This is a genomic window from Sorangium sp. So ce693 (assembly GCF_051521375.1).
GTDB lineage: Bacteria > Myxococcota_A > Polyangia > Polyangiales > Polyangiaceae > Sorangium > Sorangium atrum.
Map to the genome: position 1 here is coordinate 9,450,935 of NZ_CP150347.1, position 21,945 is coordinate 9,472,879.

The following is a 21,945-nucleotide window of genomic DNA, read 5'->3' on the forward strand; positions in this document are numbered from 1 at the left end:
CGGACGGATGCAGTGTGAGATGGTCAGTCGCCCTCCAAAATCCATCCTTGTGAGATCTGGCCGGGCCAGTGGCCCCGGAGCCGTATCAACGCGGTAAGGCCCTCCTGAATTTCGTCGATCTCGTTACTGTAGATGACAATTCCATCGATCAAGAGATCAAGCTCGACCAGCTCCCCGTGTTTCACACCCATCTCGTCAGCGTGGTGGGCAGAATGAACGGATTTGCCTAGCGTGAACGTGCCCACGATGAGGCGACCTGTCACATGTGCCCCGTCGACGGTCGTTTTTATGGCGTAGACCTGAAACTCTCCCATATTCTCTAAAATATCACACGCTTAAGGAATTGCTTGATCTGTTCCTCAGTGAGAGGCGTGAGTCTCCCCAGCTCCGCGCTGAGTGACGCTTTGCTGACGGTCGTCGGAAGTTCAATGCCGATTTGCCAAGCGCCACGCGTGACACGCCGAGGCTTATGCCTGTCGCCCTGGCAGCGAATTCGGTGGGCGTGATGCCTACAGCAGCCTCGCGCTCGATACCTGCTAGCCAGTTACTCTCGACGATGGGCGGTGTCTTCACCGATCGGACGCGGGACGCGATGATCACCGACAGCTCCCGCCCCATCGCCTCGATCAGCCGGTAGACCGCGTCGTACACGTACTGCGCTCTCGGCGATACCACCGCGTTGTTGAAGAACACCGTCTGCTGCGCGCTGTCCCCGATCTCCACGATGTTCCCGACCGGGTCGTACACATACGTCAGGTTCTGCAGCGCCGCGCTGTCCGAGCTCCGCGTCGTCTTCAGGCGCGAGAGCCGGAACGTCAGCGGGTCATACGTGTACGCCGTCGAGGTGCCGTTGCCGTAGTCGATCCGCTCTCGCCGGCCCTTCGCGTCGTAGTCGATGTTGTCAACGAACGTCGTCCACGCCACCGCCCCGCGGATACGCGCTTCGACGCGCTCGAGCAGGCCCGCCTCGTTGTACGTGGGCTTGATCTCGCTCGCATCCGAGGCCGTCAGACCATCCGGGGCGGTCAGGCTCGTCCGCCGGTTCAGCGCGTCGTATGCCGTCTGCGTGCCGAAGCTCTCGGTCTCCAGCAGCGGCTCGGCCGCCGTCGCGATGGCGGACACATCCGTCAGCGCCGACAGCACCGCCCAGTCGGCGTCCGCGTGCACGTTACTCCGCAGCCGCCGCGATGCCTCCAGCACGTTGCCCTTGAAGTCGTACGCCTGACTCGTCACAACTCCCGCGCCATCATACACATGGTACGGCCCGCCGCGCAGGTTCAGCGCCGTCGCCTGCGGGTGCGCTTCGCCGTGGACATAGCGCCGTGCCAGCCGCTCGCCGCCCGAGCCGAGCTGCACCTGCTCGTGCGTCGACCGGCGCAGCCCATCGTACGACGAGCGGTAGACGAACCCTCGCCCGTTCCACGCCCGCAGCCGCTGTCCTGTCGCGCCCGCCAGCATCCACCGCTCGCCGCTGTCGTTGCTGTTCTGGTACAGCAGTTGCCCGCCCAGCCCAAAGCGATGCCGCATCGCCTCGTTGTCGCGCGCGTCCGTGATCACGAGCGGCTGCCCCTCGATATCCAGCGTGTTCTGCGTGATGTACTCCCCCTCGGCGCCGTTGTCCGCCACCGCGCGAAACACCCGCCCCAGCGCGTCCAGGTGGCTCACCGCCGGCGTCCCGGCATGCGCCGCGGCCCGATCCGCCGCACGGCGCTCCGGGTCGCCTTGGGGCAGCGCCTGCCGCGCCGCGTGCCATGAGCTTTCCAGCACCGTGTCGTTCGGATCGTGCGACGTCTGCTTCCACGCATCGAACACCACCCGCGAGAACGTGCCGTTCGGCAGATCGGTCCGGATGAGCCGGCCGAGCGGATCGTACCGCAGAACCGGCGTGACCCCCCAACTCCACGAGCTCCGTTTCGTCCTCGTACTCGTGTGTCGCGCTGAAGAACGGCTCGTACTGCTTGACCGAATTGCCCTTGTTGTCCAGCACCGTGCGCCCGGTCCCGACCCAGCGCGACGTCGCATGCGAAAAGACCAGGTTGCCCTGCGCGTCGTGCACCAGCGCGCCGTTCGCGTCGCGCTCGGGCGCGAGCCCCGGCTCTGCCTTCACCTTGCGCAGCACCTCGTTGCCCGAACCGTCGGAGTAGCTGTACGTGTCCAGCCAGCGCGGGTTGCCCGGTCCGTGCTGCTCGCGGGCGCGGGCGTGCACCATGTTCGGTTTGCCGGTGGACTCGAATCGCTCCAGATCGTACGCGAACGTCGCCGTCGGGTCGTCGAGCGTGTCGCCCTCGCCGGCACCCGGCTTGCCCATCAGCGCCATCGCCGTGACCCTCCCCAGCGCGTCGAAGCGCACCTCGCTCACGTTGCCGTTTGCGTCCGTGAGCTGCCGCGGGGCGAGGACGCGGTAGTCGGGGACGGCCTCCACGACATTGCTCAGCGGATCGGTCACCGCCGTCACGAGCAGGCAATACGGGTCGTAGGCGACCTGCGACGCATTGCCGAACGGATCGACGAACGTCGTCGGCAAGTAGAAGTGAGCCGCCGAGGGCACTGCCCGCCCCGAGGACACCCAATAATCCGGATCGTCCGGGAGCTGGAGATACCCCCCCTCCGCGAGCACGCCGCTTGTGACGCGGGTCCCGAACACGGACGTGATCAGCGAAGGGGTGAGGATCTTGGCAAAGCTCTCATACGGCAGCGCCCTGCTGCCGACCTCGCCGAACGGCAGCGGCCCCGTGAGATCGTCGCTCCAGTACGTCGTGCGCGCGTGCTGCAACAGGCGCTTCTGGAAGCCTCCGCTCGGCGTCCCCTCGTACGCGAGCGTCGGCACGTCCTCCGCCGCGGCCGCCGCGTCGAAGACTGCCTGGAACCCGAGCACCCCCTCCGCGCCGAGCGGCAGGCCGTGCAGCTCGTAGGTTCGCGTCTCGGTCGGGACCCCGATCCGATAAGCGCCCTCCTCGTCCGGGACCAGGTGCTTCACCTTGTTCTCCGTCAGCGTCGCCTTCCCCTGCTCCTGCTCGGGGAATACCGTCACCGCCGCCCGCCGGCGATACCCGATCTGCGCCGCCTGCATGACCACGCCGTAATCGTCGACCTTCAGCGTGAGCGCGTGCGTCACGCGCGGATCGCTCTCGCTGCGCTCGTAATGGTACTCCAGCGCCTCGCGCGCATGGGCGAAGAACACCGCGTGCGCGTCGCCCACCGCGGGCTGGAGCCGCCGCATCGCGTAGCTGTGCTCCGTGACAACGTACGGACGCGGCTCCTCCGCCGACCCGTCGAGCGCATAGATCTCCTGGCGGAGGGGCCGCCCCTTGAGCGCCCGGCACGCCTCGCGCATCTCGACGGCGCCGAGGTCCTCGCGAAGCAGCGTGTCCGCCAGACGGACCGCCTCCGCGTCGCCGGCGTAATACTCGCTCTCGTACCGCGCCGAGATCTTCGCTCCCTCGATCCAGGCGCCGGTATGGAACCACGTCTTCGTCAGCACCGGCGGCAGGTGCAGCTCGGGATCCGCGTTGGCCGCGGGCGGCGCGAAGCCGGCCCCGCTGAACGCCGAGAACGACTCGGTGTCCCGCTGCTCCACCATGCCGAAGCCGCGCATCTCCCGTTCCACCCCGTCGTAGTCGCCGTGGTGGTATGCATACGTTGTCACGAAGCGATGCCGCGAGATCGCGTCGAACACCTCGACGCGCTCGATGACATGGATCACGAACGGGAGCTTCGTCACCCACGGCCGGCCGGCCGCCCGGTCGGCGAGGTAGAACTTCGTCGACGGAGCATAGGTCACCGTCGTGGTCCTTCCGAGGTTGTTCGCGATCGAGGTCAAGAGGTGCGGCTTCTTGCTCCCGAGCAGATCGATGTAGCGCCCCCGCGGGCGCGCCCCGGGCAGCGACGAGGCCCACACCAGGCACCCCGTCCCGGAGCCGAGCAGATCGATCACCTCGACCGCCGCCAGATCGCTCACGTCGGGCAGCCGCGGCAAGATCACCGGCGCAGCCAGCGTGTTGCCGGCGTTGTTCGCATAGAAGCGCACGCCGTCCGGGTGCAGGTAGACGATATCGGTCGTCCCCGAGCCGTCCACGTCGGCGAGGCGGATGCGCTTCGGGTCGAAGCGGCCCTCGTGATCGAACCGCATGCTGCCACCCATCTGCACCTTCGCGCCGAAGCGGCAATGGCCGAGGTTGGGCCAGTAACACACGTTGCTAGCCACCGGTACGGGCTCTCTCACCTTTCTGATGCCTCGAGGGCTGGAGGGGAAAAGCAGTATCCAGGGTTCGACCCGGCCTCTGGCTTCGATTCCGCTGCTACGCGAAACAAAACCGAGCAAGACGAAGCGAAACTTCAATGAGCGAACAAGAAATGAGCCTTGCGGCAGTCCGGGTTATCCACCTTCGTCGACCATACACACGTCAGACCCCACGACCAGATCTGCCTTGGATATGGATCTCGGCATGGTTAGAAGAATGTTTTTCTTGCCAACAATCGATTCGGACACATTAACACCGGCAGGAATCAGCCGGGCGACAGCACCACTAGCAAGGATCACCACGACCTCACGCCCACACAAGAGCGCTTCAACTCTCCGGCGATCCATCGCATCAAAGTCCGCATTTGTGCCAGCAGCGACCACGCCATCAACATGAGAGAACTCCCACACATCGTGTATTGTCATCACCTTTTTCATTCAGCCCTCCCGAGGAAGAGAAGCGGCCTAATGTCTTCGGTCGTCCGGCCGGCGTTATGGAGACGATTAACAGCATCCCTCAACAGCGTCACGCGCTCGGTGCTGGAGAGTCCCGGAGCTAACTTGGCAGCCCTGATGCTCGCCTGTGCCTCTTCGAAAATGCCGTCCGAAAGGGTACGCCCCGCGAGATAAGCCTCGCGATGGCCGATCAGTTCATGTGCCAGGGCACCGCGCATGCCGATCCTTGCGTTTGCGCCCGTTGTGCCGACTGGAGCGTTGGCCGCGGGTAGCACATCTGGACCAATGATGAGGATATCCAGCATGCCACCTGCATGAGAGGTGTTCTGCGAGCTGCTTACAACGGTGCGCTCCGCTGGCATCCCCAATTCTTCGGCCATTGCAAGGGCCTCCGCACGTTGCGCTTCGCTGAGAGGGCTAGCATTCCTCTCGCTGCTCGAAACGGCTCTCGCGAGCGGTCCCACGGTTGCCCCAGTACTCTCAAGGGGTGCAGCTGCAGCGAGAACTCCAACGCCGGCAGAAAGGACGTTGACGGATTGCAGCGTGAGATTCTCGACAGCTGTTCCTGGAGCGATGTCCCGCGAAAAATTGGCCACCGCGAGTGCTGCACCTCCATTTAGCTGCCGTAGGGCAGCCAGACCAACCGGAGCTCCCTGGGGTGTTTCCTGATTCGTTCGAAGATACTGCGCGGGCACCCTGAGAAAGAACGGCAGGAGCGGCGTCTTGTCTCGGAGTTGCTCCGCCGTTGGACGCGGGTTCACTGCAGTCATGTGCGGCGTAGCCGCCTTTGAAGCAGAACCCGTGATTGTGTCGACTGGGAAATTATAGCCAATATCCATTCCACCCCGGTTGAGTGTCGCCCATGCTCTTTCTGCAAATTTGCCGGTTGCGGCACCGGCAAACGACGCGCGGGCTTCTGGCGAAAGGCTAGTAAAATGCCGGTGCAACTGCACATCGGTCATCTGTGCAATCTGCTTGTCGGTCGCGCTCTCCTTCCCGTTCGGATCCGTCAACCGAACTGGATTTCCCCTCACATAATTATACAACCCCGGACCGTCCACCATTCCCGCTGGGTCCGCAGTCGTCCACCTCCCGAGCCACGGCGCATAGTACCTCGCCCCGTGGTAGTAAAGCCCCGTCTCCTCGTCCTTCTCCTTGCCCGTGTACCGATACCGCCTCTGGCTCACCTCCAAGGCGCTGCTGGTCGACCAGTACGCCGTCGTCCCGTAGGGGTGGTACTCCTCGTACCCGATCACCAGCCCCGCCCCGTCGACCTCCAGCGACGCCGAGCCGAGGTGGTTGTCGAGCTGGTAGCGCACCCGCGGCGTCACCGTGAACGGCCCCGAGGTGTCCACCGTCTTCGTCTCCACCATCGCCACCCGCCGCGCGCCATCCATCACGTGCAGCGTCTGCCGCTCCAGCACCAGCCCCGACCCGTTGCGCCTCCGGTACACCTCGTAGCCGCCGAGGTAGATGCGCTCGTCCACGAGCCCGTTGTGCTCCCAGAGTTTGCGCACGCGCTGACCCGCAGCGTCGTAGTCGTAATAGACATCGCCGCCCCCGTCGAGATCCGTGCTCCGCACCTGGTCGTTCTCGTCCCAGGTCAGCGCCGTGATGTGCGGCATCGACGTCATGTTGCCGTGCGCGTCATGCGCATAGTTGCGGAACGGCCCGTTCTCCGGGTCCCCGGTCGTGCTCGTCAGCCGGTTGTTCTCCGTCTCCTCGTACGCATACCACCGCGTCCAGCTTCCCGTGCCCGCCTGGTGCACCATCCTCCGCAGGTTGCCCACGGCGTCATAGACGTACTGCTCGGTATAGTTCCTCAGCGCCTGCGCGTCGTTCGCGTGCGGCAGCGACTGGATCGGCAGGTCGTTCTGGTCCCGCGGCGCGTCCGACAGCCCGCCCGCGTGCTCCCGACCCGTCGCTTCGATCAGCCGGTAGACCGCGTCGTACACGTACTGTGCGCTCGGCGATACCACGGCATTGTTGAAGAACACCGTCTGCTGCGCGCTGTCCCCGATCTCCACGATGTTCCCGACCGGGTCGTACACATACGTAAGGTTCTGCAGCACCGCGCTGTCCGAGCTCCGCGTCGTCTTCAGGCGCGAGAGCCGGAACGTCAGCGGGTCATACGTGTACGCCGTCGAGGTGCCGTTGCCGTACTCGATCCGCTCGCGCTGCCCCTTCGCGTCGTAATCGATGTTGTCGACGAACGTCGTCCACACACCTCGAACCCGCGCCTCGACCCGCTCGAGCAGCCCCGCCTCGTTGTACGTGGGCTTGACCTCGCTCGTATCCGGCGCCGTCACGCTCGTCGGCCGGTTCAGCGCGTCGTACGCCGTCTGCGTGCCGAAGCTCTCGGTCTCCAGCAGCGGCTGGGCCGCCGTCGCGATGGCGGCCACATCCGTCAACGCCGACAGCACCGACCAGTCGGCGTCCGCGTGCACGTCGCTGCGCAGCCGGCGCGACGCCTGCAGCACATTGCCCTTGAAGTCGTACGCCTGGCTCGTCACAACTCCCGCGCCATCATACACCTGGTACGCCCTGCCGCGCAGGTTCAGCGCCGTCGCCTGCGGGTGCGCTTCGCCGTAGACGTAACGGCGCGCCAGCCGCTCGCTGCCCGAGCCCAGCTGCACCTGCTCGTGCGTCGGCCGGCGCAGCCCATCGTACGACGAGCGGTAGACGAACCCTCGCCCGTTCCACGCCCGCAGCCGCTGTCCGGTCGCGCCCGCCAGCATCCAGCGCTCGCCGCTGTCGTTGCTCTGCTGATAGAGCAGCTGCCCGCCCAGCCCGAAGCGATGCCGCATCGCCTCGTTGCCGCGCGCGTCCGTGATCACGAGCGGCTTCCCCTCAATATCGAGCGTCGTCTGGGTGATGTACTCCCCCTCGGCCCCGTTGTCCGCCACCGCGCGGAACACCCGCCCCAGCGCGTCCAGGTGGCTCACCGCCGGCGTCCCGGCGTGCGCGGCCGCCAAATCGGCTGCGCGGCGCTCCGGATCACCCGCCGTCAGCGCCTGCCGCGCCGCGTACCACGAGCTCTCCAGCACCGTGTCGTTCGGATCGTGCGACGTCTGCTTCCACGCATCGAACACCACCCGCGAGAACGTCCCATTGGGCACGTCGGTCCGGATGAGCCGGCCGAGCGGATCGTACCGCAGGATCGGCGTGACCCCCCACTCCACGAGCTCCGCTTCGTCCTCGTACTCGTGCGTCGCGCTGAAGAACGGCTCGTACTGCTTGACCGGATTGCCCTTGTTGTCCAGCACCGTGCGCCCGGTCCCGACCCAGCGCGACGTCGCATGCGAAAACACCAGGTCGCCCTGCGCGTCATGCACCAGCGCGCCGTTAGCGTCGCGCTCCGGCGCGAGCCCCGGCTCCGCCTTCACCTTGCGCAGCACCTCGTTGCCCGAACCGTCCGAGTAGCTGTACGTGTCCAGCCAGCGCAGGTTGCCCGGTCCGTGCTGCTCGCGGGCGCGGGCGTGCACCATGTTCGGTTTGCCGGCGGACTCGAATCGCTCCAGATCGTACGCGAACGTGGCCGTCGGGTCGTCGAGCGTGTCGCCCTCGCCGGCACCCGCTTTGCCCATCAGCGCCATCGCCGTGACCCTGCCGAGCGCGTCGAAGCGCACCTCGCTCACGTTGCGGTTTGCGTCCGTGAGCTGCCGCGGGGCCAGGACGCGGTAGTCGGGGACGGCTTCGACGAGATTGCTCAGCGGATCGGTCACCGCCGTCACGAGCAGGCAATACGGGTCGTAGGCGACCTGCGACGCATTGCCGAACGGATCAACGAACGTCGTCGGCAAGTAGAAGTGAGCCGCCGAAGGCACCGCCCGCCCCGAGGCCACCCAATAGTCCGGATCGCCCGAGAGCTGGACATACCCCCCCTCCGCGAGCATGCCGCTCGTGACACGGGTCCCGAACACGGATGTGATCAGCGAAGGCGTGAGGACCTTGGCGAAGCTCTCGTAAACGAGCGCCCTGCTGCCGACCTCGCCGAACGGCAGCGGCCCCGTGAGATCGTCGCTCCAGTACGTCGTGCGTGCGTGCTGCAACAGGCGCTTCTGGAACAACCCGCCCGGCGCCCCGTCGTAATCGAGGTGCGTCGCGCCGTCCGCCGCGTCGAAGACTGCCTGGAACCCGAGCACCCCCTCCGCGCCGAGCGGCAGGCCGTGCAGCTCGTAGGTTCGCGTCTCGGTCGGGACCCCGATCCGATAAGCACCCTCCTCGTCCGGGACCAGGTGCTTCACCATGTTCTCCGTCAGCGTCGCCTTCCCCTGCTCCTGCTCGGGGAACTCCGCCCACGCCGCCCGCCGGCGATACCCGATCTGTGCCGCCCGCAGGACCGCACCGTAGTCGTCGACCTTCAGCGTGAGCGCGTGCGTCACCCGCGGATCGCTCTCGCTGCGCTCGTAATGGTACTCCAGCGCCTCGCGCGCATGGGCGAAGAACACCGCGTGCGCGTCGCCCACCGCGGGCTGGAGCCGCCGCATCGCGTAGCTGTGCTCGGTGACGAGGTACGGACGCGGCTCCTCCGCCGACCCGTCGAGCGCATAGACCTCCTGGCGGAGGGGTCGCCCCTTGAGCGCCCGGCACGCCTCGCCCATCTCGACGGCGCCGAGATCCTCGCGAAGCAGCGTATCCGCCAGACGAACCGCCTCCGCGTCGCCGGCGTAATACTCGCTCTCGTACTGCGCCGAGATCTTCGCCCGCTCGATCCAGGCGCCCGTATGGAACCACGTCTTCGTCAGCACCGGCGGCAGGTGCAGCTCGGGATCCGCGTTGGCCGCGGGCGGCGCGAAGCCGGCTCCGCTGAACGCCGAGAACGACTCGGTGTCCCGCTGCTCCACCATGCCGAAGCCGCGCATCTCCCGCTCCACACCGTCGTAGTCGCCGTGGTGATAAGCATACGTTGTCACGAAGCGATGCCGCGAGACCGCATCGAACACCTCGACGCGCTCGATCACATGGACCACGAACGGCAACCGCGTCACCCACGGCCGGCCGGCCGCCCCGTCGGCCAGGTAGAACTTCGTTGACGGCGCATACGTCACCGTCGTCGTCCTTCCGAGGTTGTTCGCGATCGAGGTCAACAGGTGCGGCTTCTTGCTCCCGAGCAGATCGATGTAGCGCACCCGCGGGCGCGCCCCGGGCAGCGACGAGGCCCACACCAGGCACCCCGTCCCGGAGCCGAGCAGATCGATCACCTCGACCGCCGCCAGATCGCTCACGTCGGGCAGCCGCGGCAAGATCACCGGCGCAGCCAGCGTGTTGCCGGCGTTGTTCGCATAGAAGCGCACGCCGTCCGGGTGCAGGTAGACGATATCGGTCGTCCCCGAGCCGTCCACGTCGGCGAGGCGGATGCGCTTCGGGTCGAAGCGGCCCTCGTGATCGAACCGCATGCTGCCACCCATCTGCACCTTCGCGCCGAAGCGGCAATGGCCGAGGTTGGGCCAGTAACACACGTTGCCGTTCCGGATCCGCACGAGGTCCACCAGCCCGTCGCCGCTCATGTCGGCCAGGAAGATGCTCTGTGCAGCGTCGGCGAAGACGAGCGACGGCCCGCGCTCCTCGTCGCTCGGGCGCGCGATCGTGATCGGCCGGTCGAAGCCGCCCTTGGCGAGCGACGGATACCACGTGAACGTGTCGGGCCCCGTGATCAGGATGTCCTCGTGCCCGTCGCCATTCAGATCGATGAGGCGGACGTTCGGGTCGCTCCAGTCGACGTTCGGCTGCGACGCGAACGGGCGGAACGCCGCCCAGCCCGCGTCGGTGCGGTCGAAGTAGCCCGCCACCGGCCGCTCGAACACCACCATCTCCTTGCGCCCGTCTCCGTCGATGTCGAGCAGCTGCCCGCCGGAAACGGCCGGGCGAGATTGCAGCGGCCGCGCCGCGGACAGGAGGCCCCCGCCGAGGTTCTGCTTGTAATACAGCGCCTCGCCCTCCTCGATCAGCACGCCGGGCAGCGCCTCGCCGTCGAGATCGACCCACCGCCGCCCAGACCCCATCGTGCCGCCCGGCAGGTCGCGCAGACTCTCGGGGTCGAGCGACTTCACCTCGCGGTGAATCACCGGCTCGCTGTACGTGAGCGCGATCGCCGGGAGCGCCTCGCGGCTGTACGCCTGGGTCTGCGGATGGCGGATATATCCGGCCTGGATCGCGGTGGCGAGCCGCGTCAGGTAAGCGTTCTCCACGTACGTGAGGTCGAGCGACCGCACGAGGCACGGCGTCTCGCCGAGCTCGGACATATGGTGAAACATCAGCACGCGACGGCAGAGCCGGTACGTGCGGATCTCAAAGCCGGCGCGGTACACCGAGAAAGGGTCCTGGCGGACCAGCCACGGGGCGCTCTCCGAGGGCGTCGGCGCCTCGGCGTCGTGCTCGCCGTAATCGAAGACGACCTCGAACAGGCTGCTCTCCGCGTCGCCCGGCACGGTGTTCCCGTAAAGGATGCGCTTGAGATAGCGGTTCGCGACCGCCGCGCGGCCCGCGTGGCGGTGGCTCTCCGCGGCCTCGTCGCGCGCGACGCCGGTCAGGTTCTCCGCCTTGTACTCGTAGACGACGACATTGCCCTTGTCGTCCCGCGTCTCCTCCAGCAGCCACGAGAAGATGCGCTCCGGCCTCGCCGGGTCGGCGATCCGCGCCTCCGCGCTCCGCCCGTAGACGCTCGTTATGTTGTCCGGCGTCGTCGCCGTCCAGTACACGTTCCCGCCCTCCTTGACCTCGCGGCGCTCGATCCGCGCGAACGCGCCCTCGACGCGGGGACGGTAGCGGATCACCCGCTCGCTCTCCGTCTCGTACCGGTCGAGACCCGCGCCGTCGATCGACCGGGCGGGCACCAGATCCTCGGCGCCGGACAGGACGAACACATCGCTCTCGTGCGCGTCGTCGTAGCGGGGAAGGCCCTTGTCGGTCTTTCGCGTGATGCGCGGGATCGACAGCTGCCAGCCGGCGCCGAACGGGCCATTGCCTGCCCCGGAGTCGTACGTCACCGCCAGCGTCGGCCCGAACCCCGCGCGGCCGGGGCTCAGCGGCAGCGGGATCGAGAACGACCCCGTGCCCGTCACCGGGTTCGCGGAGAATTTCTCATCCACCCCGCGGATCGCGCCGCCGCCCTTCGGCAGCGCGGGCGCGGGCAGCTCCGGCGCCTTGGGCGCGCCGGGGAGGCCCTTCGGAGCCTCGGTGTTTTTACCAGCCCCCTCCCGGGCGAGGGACGCGGGATCTCGGCTCTTGCCGCGAGCTCCGCCGTCCGGCGCGGCCGGTGATGCTGCCGGAGCAGCGGTGGTTTCCTTCTTGGGCTCACGAGCGTTCATCCGTCTCCCTCTTCCCATGGCAATGGGCGGCCCGCGCGCCCGGAGCGTCTCGCTCCGGCACGACGGCGTCGGCCGCCGAGTCCGTGAGCGGCGCCGGGCCAGCGCCGCTCACGGACGGTTCAAGCTCTCCACGGCCCTCTCCTCGTCGCCCGGTCCCCCCCGGACGAGGGCTCGTCCCCTCTGCGGGCAGCGCTACTTGTAGAACACGTTCACGATCATCGTGTTCGCTCCCGGTTGGGAGGTGTTGTCGTCTGCCGCGGCGGCGGTCGCGCCGATACCGATGCCGTTCGTGAACGCGATGCCGTTCGTGTACTCGGCCGAGGCGTTCTGCCCGGCCGGCACGTAGAGCGTCGCGACAGGAGTGCTCGTGCCGACGGTCGGGGCCGTGGCCATGTCGTAGAGCTTCACGAACGCATCGCTCGCTCCCGAGTTGGCCAGGTGCCAGCCGAACACCTGCCCGGCGGAGCTCTTCACGCTCTGCCCGGTGGTGCTCAGGCCGATCATGCGGTAGACCGAGAGCCCGCCTGCGGTGGCCGGCTTCACGTTGACCGCGCCGAGCGTGTTGCCGCCGGCCGGCAGCGACCCGAGCAGGCCCACCGGCAGCGGGTTGTTCTGCGAGACGTCGACGGCGGTCCCGTCCACGCCCGTCTGCAGCTTGGCGCGCAGGACGTGGACCCCGAGGATCTCATCGGTGGCGAGGAGCGTGCCCGCGCCCTCAGGAAGCGTGATGTTGTCCGACATAATTGCTGACTCCTTGGTGAGAGATCGCCTGGGTTTCTTCCGCGGTCACGCCGGCTCGAAGCTGTACTCGCAGAGCAGGTAGATGTCCTGGAGCGTCTCGTCGAGCCGGCTGTTCGTGCTGAGATTGCTCGCGATCGCGCCCACCGCGCTGCGGCTCGCGCTGAGCGTCCAGGTGCCGAGATCCTGCTCGTTCTGGGGCAACGCCTGGCTCGCGCTCGCCCCCGTGTTGCGCTCGTTGTCGTCCGGGTACTCCACGAGATTCAGCGTGTCCGCCGGCGCGACGCCTGGCCGCGCCATCGTGACTCCGAGCACGCCTCCCTCCGAATAATGCGTCTTCCCGTTCCACCGCGCATAGAGCGTGTAGCTCTTCAGCGCGATCTTCTGCGTCGCCGGGGCGTAGGGGAACATCTCCGGCGTGAGCGGGATGGACAGCTGCTGTGCCACGTCGTCATCCGACGGCGCCACCAGGAACCGGGCCCACTCGGCCGGCAGCTCGGACCGCAGGCTGAAGAGCCGGCGCCGCACCGGCGGGTGTGCAGCGTAATAGTCCTTCGCCACGCCCGTGAGGGCGCCGTCCGAGCGCGCCGTGTACCGGACGTGCAGGACCACGTCGCTCACCGCCGCGATGTCGAAGCGGTTGTTCGCCGCAGGGAGCTCGATCGTGTAGGTGCCCAGCACGCCCGCGCCCTCGAAGGGGAGATACCGCTCGTCGCGCAGGTTCGTCTCGAACAGGCCCGCGTCGTTCACCCCTCCGCTGGTCGTGATTGCATGCGTCACCGGCACGAGATCCGTCCGGAAATTCTCGGTCTCCCCGTAGGTCTGGGCGGTCACCGGCTGCTGCTGCGGCGGCGGGCGCACCTTCGTGTTGCTCAGCGTGAGCGTGCAGCTCACGCCCGCGTACGGGCCGGTCACGGTCGGTATCGTGACGGCGACCGACTTGATGCGCCGGAAGTAGTGACCCGGGTAATCGAGATCGAACACCTCCTGCGCCAGCACGACGTCGCAGGTGCCGGTCTCGCGCAGCCGCATGAGCTGCTCGGGCGCGACCTCGGCGAGCGAGACGTTCTTGACGAGCTCCGCCTCTCGCAGCGTCTGCTCCAGGAACGCGGCCTCCAGGCGGCGGAGATCGTGCTGGAGCCGCTCGCCCGCGAGCAAACCCTGCTTCAGGCTGTCCCAGGCGCCGAAGCGCACCATCGCGGGCGTGCTGTCGGCCGTGCCGAGCTCGAACCGGAGCGCCCGCTCCGCGCGCCTGGCCATGTCGAAAGCCAGCGTGTACGTCTGGTAGTGGACGGTCGACAGCTCCGCCACCATCCAGTCGTACAGCTCCTCGGTCGTGCGCTTCCTGTCCCGGAGGAACTCGAGCACCTCGCGCGCCTGCTCGGTCTGCCGATCGTGGTTCCTGAGCTCCACCTCGGCCACCGCGGCGCGGATCTTCGCGGCGACGATCTGCTTCTCCAGGCCCTGCATCTCCTTCGCCGCGAGCCGCTCCTGCAGCGCCCACTCCTCGGCGCGACGCTCGTAGCCGGCGATCGTGGACGCGATCGACGCGCCCTCGCGCAGCGCGCCGGCGGCCATGGAGAGCGCCTGTGCCGCCGCCTCGATCGACGCGCCCGAGGCCTGCCCGCCGATCGTGGTGAGGGCCACCGGGCTCCCCATCGTGCCCGCGCCGCCGAACGTCGTCGACGGGGTCGCCTCGACGCCGGGGGCGACGGCGGCGATCACCTGCGCCGCGAGCCCGAGCTCCAGGCCCGTGAGGCTCATGGCCAGCGCGCCCTGCTCCGCAGCGCTGATCCGCGGCAAGCCCGCGTAGTGGTCGCGGCGGAGCCGCGCCGTCTCGAGCGACCGCTCCAGCGAGGCGACGGTCGCCTGCGTCTCCTTGACCTGCTGCGCCTTGATCTCGCGCACCGCCGCGAGGAGCTCGACCTCGTGGCCGGAGCGAAGCCGCGCTATCGCCTCGCCGTCCTTCTTCTCCATGGCGGCGAGCAGCGCGGCGCCGAGCCCGGAGACCGCGCCGCAGAGCTCCACCGCCTTCGCGAGCACCACCTGGAAGCGGTAGGGGAGCCGCGGGGAGCTCGCCTCGCCGAGCACCGTCGCGAGATCCACGCCGAGCGCCCTGGCCTGCACGAGCAGCATCGGATCGATCGGCGGCTCGAACAGGGGCAGCGTCCGGACCATGCCCTCGATGTTCATCGAGTGTCGGATCTTGAAGAGCCGATCGGCGACCGTGTCCCACAGCCCCGAGAGCGCCTCGTCGCGAGGCACGCAGAAGTACAGCTCTCCGAGGTCAGGCGCCCGCTCGTGGATCGTGGGGTGCGGCGGCTTGATCAGGATCGCGAGGCTCTCCGCCTCGACGCGGGACCGCGACCCGATCACCGGGTCGGAGAGGTCTCCGAGCCCGAGCGCCTCGAGCTGCCAGTAGCTCCGCGGCGTCACCGCGTCCTGCCGCTCGACGCGCGCCGGTCGCCGGCCGAGGATGTTGCCGGCGAGGATGTACAGCTGCGTCGCCTCGTTGATCGACTCGATGGTCTCGCGCCGGAAGAGCTGATCGCCCCAGGCGATCAGGTTCTCGATGTACTTCATCACCACCGCCTTCTGGTAGGCGATCGGCCGCATCCGCGCGACGAGGTGCGGATTGAACGGGTCCTTCCGCCACGCCTCGATCTGCGCGGCGAGATCGAGCTTCTCCGACGCGTCGCCCTGGTTCGTCAGGAGCGCGCTCATCAGCTTGGCCATCGCGCCCTGCTCCGAGGCCGGCAGCTCCCGGAGCTCGTCCTCGATCGAGGCGAGATCCTTGTTCTCGCGGAACGGCCGCACGTTCCAGAAGCGCTCGGGCGCCGGGGCCGGATCGCCCGTGGTCGGGTCGAAGATGAAGTGGAGCCAGCGCTGCGCCTCGGCGTGCCGGCCGCTCTGCATCAGCCGGAGAGCGATCAGGAACGGCGCGTGGAAGAACAGCTCCCAGTTGTAGATCGAGTAAGCGCCCCGGAACGAGAAGTCGACGTCCTCCTTCGGATATGGCGTGAGCACGTACTCGGGATCCGGGTCGTACGTCTCCTCGAAATGGTCGCTGGAGCTGCGCTGGAGCGGCTCGGTCGGGTGGAGCGACCACTTGAGCAGCCCGTCCACGCCCGAGCGCTGCAGCTCCTTCCGGAACAGGCACGCGTAGGGGTGGTAGAAGGACATGAAGCGGTATCGCTTCGCGTCTTCGTAGACGTGCGCGATGCGCGTCTCCTCGGGCGCCCTGTGCGCCCACTCGTCCACCGTCGACCCCGCGCGCATGGCGAACGCGCCGAATTTCAGGCCGATGTCGCCGTACGCCGTCATCCCGGGCTGGACCTGCGAGGCCTTATCCCACTCGGTGTACTCGGTCAGGACGATATCGGCGAAGAACGTCGACTTCGCGTCCTTGAAGAAGAACGACACACCGGCCGCGGCGGTGTCTTTGAAGTGCCCGCTGCCGATCTCGCGCGGAATGAGCGCGCGGAACGGGGTGACGCTGCGGAGCAGCGGGATGGTCTTCGCGAAGCCGTTGATCTTGATCGGAACGACCAGCTCTGTCGCATCTCTCGACACCACGTGCTGCCCCTGCCAGACGGTCCTGTAGGGAATTGCCGGATCGAAGAGATTGTGGTTCCGGATCTCGTAGCCGAAGTTGGTGCCCTCGAGCGCACCGCAAGCGCTCTGCACGAAGTGTCCGAGGCGAGTGCCCAACGAGGTGTTGCTATAAATCGCCGCGATCCCGGGCGGAGCCTGCTCGTCGTCGCGCTCCACGAGCAGCGAGATAAAATCGGTATTGGATTCCGACTCCAGCGTCACCTCCGAGCCGCCGCTCATCCGGCGCGCACCCCACGCGCCATTGCGGCGCTGGCTCCATGCGAGGCGGATGTAATGGCTCGTCACCGCTGTTTTGCCCGCCTCGCGCGTGTCGCTCGGCATCGGCTGCTCCGGCTCGGCGCGCTCCTCGATGATCGGCCAGAAGAGGTGTGGCCGACGATCCACCACGGCGAGCACGACCCTGTCCCCCTCGATGTCGAGATCGATGGGCTCCCAGGGAGTCCAGGACAGCCCGTCCACCCGCGTGCGGTAGAAATACTTGTACGGCTGGCCCGCGGTGCGGCCGACGACGTGGAGCACGTCGATCGGAAGGTGCGTGTCGTCGCCATCCTCCTTCTGGTGGAACGCGCTCGCGATCTCGAGGTTCGCGACCTCGTCGAGCCTGTCCAGGTACCGCTCGAACGCGCGCTCCGCGGAGTCGTCGGTGATGTCCTGCTGCCGGAGCTCGGCCTCCAGGGCCTTGAAGAACGGCGACTTGTCGTCGCGCAGCGACGGGTCGAGGTACAGCTCGGTCTGGAGGAGCACCTTGCGGCTCGCCTCCCAGACGCGGTAGCTCTTCCGCCACGCCCACTCGCGCGCCGCCTCCTCCGGGAGCTTCAGCTCTCCCGATTCCAGGTTCATGAGCGCGCGCTGCACGAACGTCTGCACCGAGCCGATGGCCTGCTTCAGGCGCGAGGTGATCACCGCGGGGCTCGTCTCGACGTCCACGAGCAGGTCGGCGAACAGGTCGTCGCTGTCCTCGTATCCCCGCTTCGCCACGAGGTACGCCACCAGCGTCGACCGGAGCCGCTCGCGCAGCACGTCGCGCAGCGGCGGCGCCACCCGCGCCCACTCGGCGTCGGAGTACTTCGCCTTCGCGGCCCGGACGATGCTCTGGGCAGGCCCGGCGTCGACCGAGTGCATCGATATCTCCCAGTCGAACGCCTGCTGGGCCGAAACGCCGAGCCGCTTCAGCACGACGATCGCGCGGCGCACGAGCCCGAGGACCGAGACCAGCTCCGCGGCGTTGCTCGGATCGAGCGCCTCGTAGCCACGGGCGAGGAGCAGCGCCGTGACGTCCTCCACGGGCCAGCCCGTGGCGGCGGCCAGCTTCGCGGGCTCGGCCTCGAACAGGCTCGCCAGCGACGGGTTCGGCCCGACGAGGTGGGAACGGAGCTCGACGAAATCCACGAGCTTCTCCCAGTCCGCGAACAACGGCGAGCCGCCGGCGCCGTCGATCTCGGCGCGCGGCAGCCCGTCGAGGTCGAGCGCCGGCGACGCGCCGGCGAACATCCACTCGATCTCGTCGGCGCGCGCACCGAGCCGCTGCACGACCGCCGCGGCCCTGGCCAGGTGCCGGTAGGCGGCGCGCTGTGCGGCGCGGCTCGGGTCGTCGAGCGACGGCGGCGGCGAGGTGGGCAGCGAGAACGCGCTGCCGAGCGGCACGTCGTCGGGCTCGCCCGTCGTGAGGATGTCCGCGATGAGCAGGTGCGTCGATCGCGCGTCCAGCTTCAGCGCCGCGCCGAGCGTGTCCTCGATGAGGGCTGCCTCGGCCTCGCTGTCCGGGGCGCCGTTCTTGCCTCGCAGCGCCAGCAGCGCGCCGAACATCTGGTCGAGCACGGGGTTGATGGCCTCGTCGGTCGCGGCGATCCGCGCGCGTCGAGACGGCCGCGCCCGGAAGATGACCTCGAGGTCGGCGGGCGACAGCCCCGAGCGCCGCACGCGATCGACCGTGTCCAGGAAACGCAGCGTATGCTCGGGGTTGTCGGCCTCGAGCGGCTTGTAGGTGCTCAGGTTGTAGAGCGCGTGGAAATCGGGCAGCGACAGCCGCGCCGCCCGCGCAAAGGTCACGTAGCGGTGGAGCTTCGCGAGCGTCACCGGCGCGAGGTCGGAGGTGTCCGCCGGGACGAGCGCGGGCAGGCCGAGCCCCGAGCTCGCGGTGAGCAGCGACAGCTCCTCCCGGCTGATGCGCAGGCCGGCGAGGATCGCGGGCGTGTGGGACTCGAACAGGGTGGTGGTCGGGAGGCTGGCGACCCCCGGCAGCGCGAGCGCGGCGTCGACCGGGTTGGTCACGGCCTTGTTCTGGAAGAGCTGCTCGTAGAACGAGGGCGTCTCGCCGGCGTCGCGGCGCTGGGTGTCGAGCGGCCCGAACCAGCTCGCGAGCGCCGCGATCGGCAGCGAGATGCCCCGGTCGGCGCGCAGCGCCTGGATCACCGCGATCACGCGCAGCGCGCGGCCGTTCACGACGTCGGTGCCGCCGGGCGCGCACGCGGCCAGCACCTGATCGAGCTCGCGGATCGACCAGCCGAGGCGCAGCCGGAGCCGCAGGAAGCGGTGCAAGATGTCCAGCGAGGCCACGGCGTCGCTCAGGCCGCCGATGCTCTGCTCGTCGATCTTGCAGCTATCCGCCGGCTGGATCGCCGGCGATCCGAAGCGATGGAGCACGGACGTCTCGAGCAGGTCGCGCAGCTCGTCGTAGGACAGCCCCGAGTGCTTGAGGAACACCGGCACGTTGAGCAGCCCGCCGGGGATCACGGAGACGCCCCAGGCGCTCGCCAGGGTCACGCCCGAGATCCAGGTGCCGCGGATCAGATCGAGCTCGCGCCCTGAAAGCCCGAGCCGATGGGCGGCCGCGTCCTCGGGATACATGGCCTCCGGGCTGGACCACTTCGCCCTCAGCTCGCTCAGGAATGCGTGCAGGGGCACGCCGAGGTGCTCGAGATAGACGCGCGCCTCGTGGTGCCGGTGGTGATACGGCAAGCTGAAGGGGAAGTCGCTTCCTGCCAGGTGCTCGTAAGCCGTCTCGTGCCAGTCTTCCTCGCCGCTGGGCGGGTTCGGCATGGCCGCGAGCTCCTCGGCGGTGCCGGCGGTCGCGATGTGCTCCGGGAAGGCGAGCGGCGCCTGGCCCTCGCTCACGAAGGCGTGGACGAGGATCTCGTTCACCAGATCCACGTACGGCAGCGGCGTGTCGGCGTTCTGGCAGGTGAGGTCGATCCGGCCGATGTCCGGGCGCCGCCCGGCGCGCGCCGGCGTGGAGCCCGGCGCGCTGCCGAGGAGCAGCTCCTTCGCGGTCCACTTGGTGCTGCCGCTCTTCGTGATCGTGGAGTTGTACCGGTCGAGGAAGCGGAGCAGGTCGACGAGGTACGCCGCCGGGCCGTAGACCGAGGCGCAGTGCGCGCACGCGCACGCGTCGGAGGAGCCGAAGAGCGCCTCGTACGTCGCGAGGTCGGGCGCCGGCTGGCTCGCGCGGCGCGTTGGGTCGGGCAGGGCGTAGGCCGAGCCCTGGTTGAAGGCCGCGCCGAACTTGAGCGACAGCGCGAGCGCGACATCGGAGACGGCGATCGCCTTCTCGTAGATGTCGTTCGCGATCTCGACGCCTCCGAGGGCAGCGCCGAGCTCGGCGCCGACCCGGGGCTTGCCGCGGATGGAGATCTCCCGCGCCGACTTGAACCCGGCGTCGAGCAGCACCTTCGCCTCCTCGTACCTGGGTGTGAGCTTGTGCAGCCGCTCGACCGCCTTGAGATCGCGCACCGCGACCGCGGGGTTGGAGAGCCCCGCGAACGCCCCCGGGTTCGACGCGATGAAGTGGCCGACGCGCGCCTCGCCGAGCTTGAACGAAGGGTTGTTGTTGAAGAACGTGGGCAGCTCGCTCCCGCCGACCGCGGCGATCGCGGACGCGACCGCCTTCGACGGGAACGCCTCCTCCAGGGCCCGCCGGAGGACCTTCGCGTAGGTCGCGCGCCTCTCGGCCACCGTCGCTCCGGGCGTGTCGGCCGGGGTGTTGATGGGCGAGCCGTTGCGCTGGATGGTGAGGACCGTGATCCAGTCGGCCTCGCTGTAGGCCGCGAGGTCCCTGAGCTCGGCGAACTGGGCGTCCTGCCAGCGCTCCCACAGCTCTTCGACGAGCGGGAAGTGATAGCGCGTGAGCGCGCCCAGCTGCAGCACGAGCTGGAGCCGCGGGATGTTGAGCGAGCCCTCGCTCTGGTACTCGAGCAGGGACGCGAGGTGGGCCCAGAAGGCCTCCGGCGTGCCATCGAACGCCAGGTACTCGGCGAGGAACTGTTCCGCGTAGCCCTCCTCGGACAGCACGAGCTCGACGAGCTGACCGAGGCTGCAGGTCGCTCCCGCGGGCGGCGCCCCCATGGCGAGGTCGACGGCGGCCTGGGTGAGGAGATCGGCGAAGCTATCGCTGACTTCGCCGCCCACGATCTTCGCTTCCTTCGCCTCGTCGAGCGCGCGGCGCAGCGCGGGTTTGGGGTATGAAAGGAGCCCGCGCCGGGTGGTCGGCAAGCCCATGCGGACGAAGGGGTAAAAAGAATCGGCGGACCCGCCGACGCCGACGGACGTCAGGAGGGAGTCGGCCGCGACGAGCGCCTCGACCTTCCCGCGATCCACTTCGGTCGCCATCGCGACGAACTCGACCTGCTCGGCCTGGAGAGTTCCGAGGACCACCCCCTGCGTATGGGCCGCGGTGCGGGACTTGAGCTGCTGCAGCTCCGAGGGGCCGCGATCTTCCTGGTTCTGGCTGGTGACCAGGTCGACGACGGCGGTCGATGGGGCGCGGACGATCAGCCGGGAGCGGCCCAGCTCCTGATTCGACCCGTTGTAGACGATCACCCGGAGATCCGGCTGTTGCTTACCGGATGCCAGCAGGGGCGAGTACGAGATCTTGTAATGACCCGTCGAATCGGTCGTCGACGAGCCGATCTCTGTCTCTGACGTCAGCCTCACGTCGTAGGCGCGCACCGTCGCGTTCGCGATCGTCGCGCCTTGCTCGTTCCGCACGATGCCGCGCACGACCGATTGGGCTGGAGCTCGCTTGGTCGAGGTCAACGCGAGGTCCACCTCGATCCGCACGGTCGCAGGCGTCGGCGACACCTTCCATTGCGTGTAGCGCGTGACGTACTCCTCGGCCCCGGGCGAGAACACGCGGAGCGCGATCAGCGGCTTCCGCCCCTGGAAATGGCGATCCAAGGCGGCCTGGTCGAGCGATATCTCGAAATCGCCGGTCTGGTTGGTCACGGCGACGGCGATGAGATCCGTGGTGACCTCCGCGCTGTCCCACGCCTCGACGCGCACATTCTCGACGCCCCTTTCGGTCTTGGCTCGGACGACCCGACCGGAGAGTTTATACTTTCTCATGCGAGCTCCCTTCGATTCGATGGTCAAAAACCATCAGTTTGCGCAGTGTTCAGCCGCCGCGGCCGGTGCGCCTCGTCGCCGACGGTCGACAGCGGAGGAGATGACGAGGAGGGCCGCGGCGGAGCGATCGGCGCGACGATTCGCGCGCCGATCGCTCCGCACGAGCACGCTCTCGCGGTTCCGCGAGACATCAGTTGTTTGCTGTCGATCCCCTCTTCGACTCTGCGTGCGTCAGCGGCCCACCGC

The 21,945-nt window shown here is 68.2% G+C and carries 7 protein-coding genes; all 7 read right to left on the minus strand.

Annotated features, from left to right (window positions below; translation table 11 throughout):
- Positions 1-23: 23 nt before the first annotated feature.
- Positions 24-314, minus strand: a complete 291-nt coding sequence (locus tag WMF14_RS35355; RefSeq protein ID WP_437793352.1) for a hypothetical protein — start codon at positions 312-314, stop codon at positions 24-26.
- A 13-nt stretch (positions 315-327) separates the two neighbouring features.
- The gene (locus WMF14_RS35360) at positions 328-1,356 is read right to left on the minus strand and encodes an RHS repeat domain-containing protein (RefSeq protein ID WP_437793354.1); all 1,029 of its coding nucleotides are present in this window, start codon (positions 1,354-1,356) and stop codon (positions 328-330) included.
- Positions 1,247-4,204, minus strand: coding sequence for a toxin TcdB middle/C-terminal domain-containing protein (locus WMF14_RS35365; protein WP_437793355.1), 2,958 nt, complete (start codon positions 4,202-4,204; stop codon positions 1,247-1,249). The genes WMF14_RS35360 and WMF14_RS35365 overlap by 110 nt, the downstream gene beginning before the upstream one ends.
- A 171-nt stretch (positions 4,205-4,375) precedes the next feature.
- Positions 4,376-4,678, minus strand: coding sequence for a hypothetical protein (locus WMF14_RS35370; protein WP_437793356.1), 303 nt, complete (start codon positions 4,676-4,678; stop codon positions 4,376-4,378).
- Positions 4,675-12,006 (minus strand): SpvB/TcaC N-terminal domain-containing protein, encoded by a 7,332-nt coding sequence (locus WMF14_RS35375; protein WP_437793358.1) that lies wholly within the window; start codon positions 12,004-12,006, stop codon positions 4,675-4,677. The genes WMF14_RS35370 and WMF14_RS35375 overlap by 4 nt, the downstream gene beginning before the upstream one ends.
- Before the next feature lie 192 nt (positions 12,007-12,198).
- Positions 12,199-12,747, minus strand: coding sequence for a hypothetical protein (locus tag WMF14_RS35380; RefSeq protein WP_437793360.1), 549 nt, complete (start codon positions 12,745-12,747; stop codon positions 12,199-12,201).
- A 45-nt stretch (positions 12,748-12,792) separates the two neighbouring features.
- A complete protein-coding gene (locus WMF14_RS35385; protein WP_437793362.1) occupies positions 12,793-21,699 on the minus strand; it encodes a neuraminidase-like domain-containing protein in 8,907 nt (2,968 codons plus the stop codon).
- Positions 21,700-21,945 lie beyond the last annotated feature (246 nt).

Coding starts and splice junctions, on each gene's coding strand:
- WMF14_RS35355 (WP_437793352.1), bottom strand. CDS start 314: ATGGGAGAGTTTCAGGTCTACGCCATAAAAACGACCGTCGACGGGGCA.
- WMF14_RS35370 (WP_437793356.1), bottom strand. CDS start 4,678: ATGAAAAAGGTGATGACAATACACGATGTGTGGGAGTTCTCTCATGTT.
- WMF14_RS35375 (WP_437793358.1), bottom strand. CDS start 12,006: ATGAACGCTCGTGAGCCCAAGAAGGAAACCACCGCTGCTCCGGCAGCA.
- WMF14_RS35380 (WP_437793360.1), bottom strand. CDS start 12,747: ATGTCGGACAACATCACGCTTCCTGAGGGCGCGGGCACGCTCCTCGCC.
- WMF14_RS35385 (WP_437793362.1), bottom strand. CDS start 21,699: ATGAGAAAGTATAAACTCTCCGGTCGGGTCGTCCGAGCCAAGACCGAA.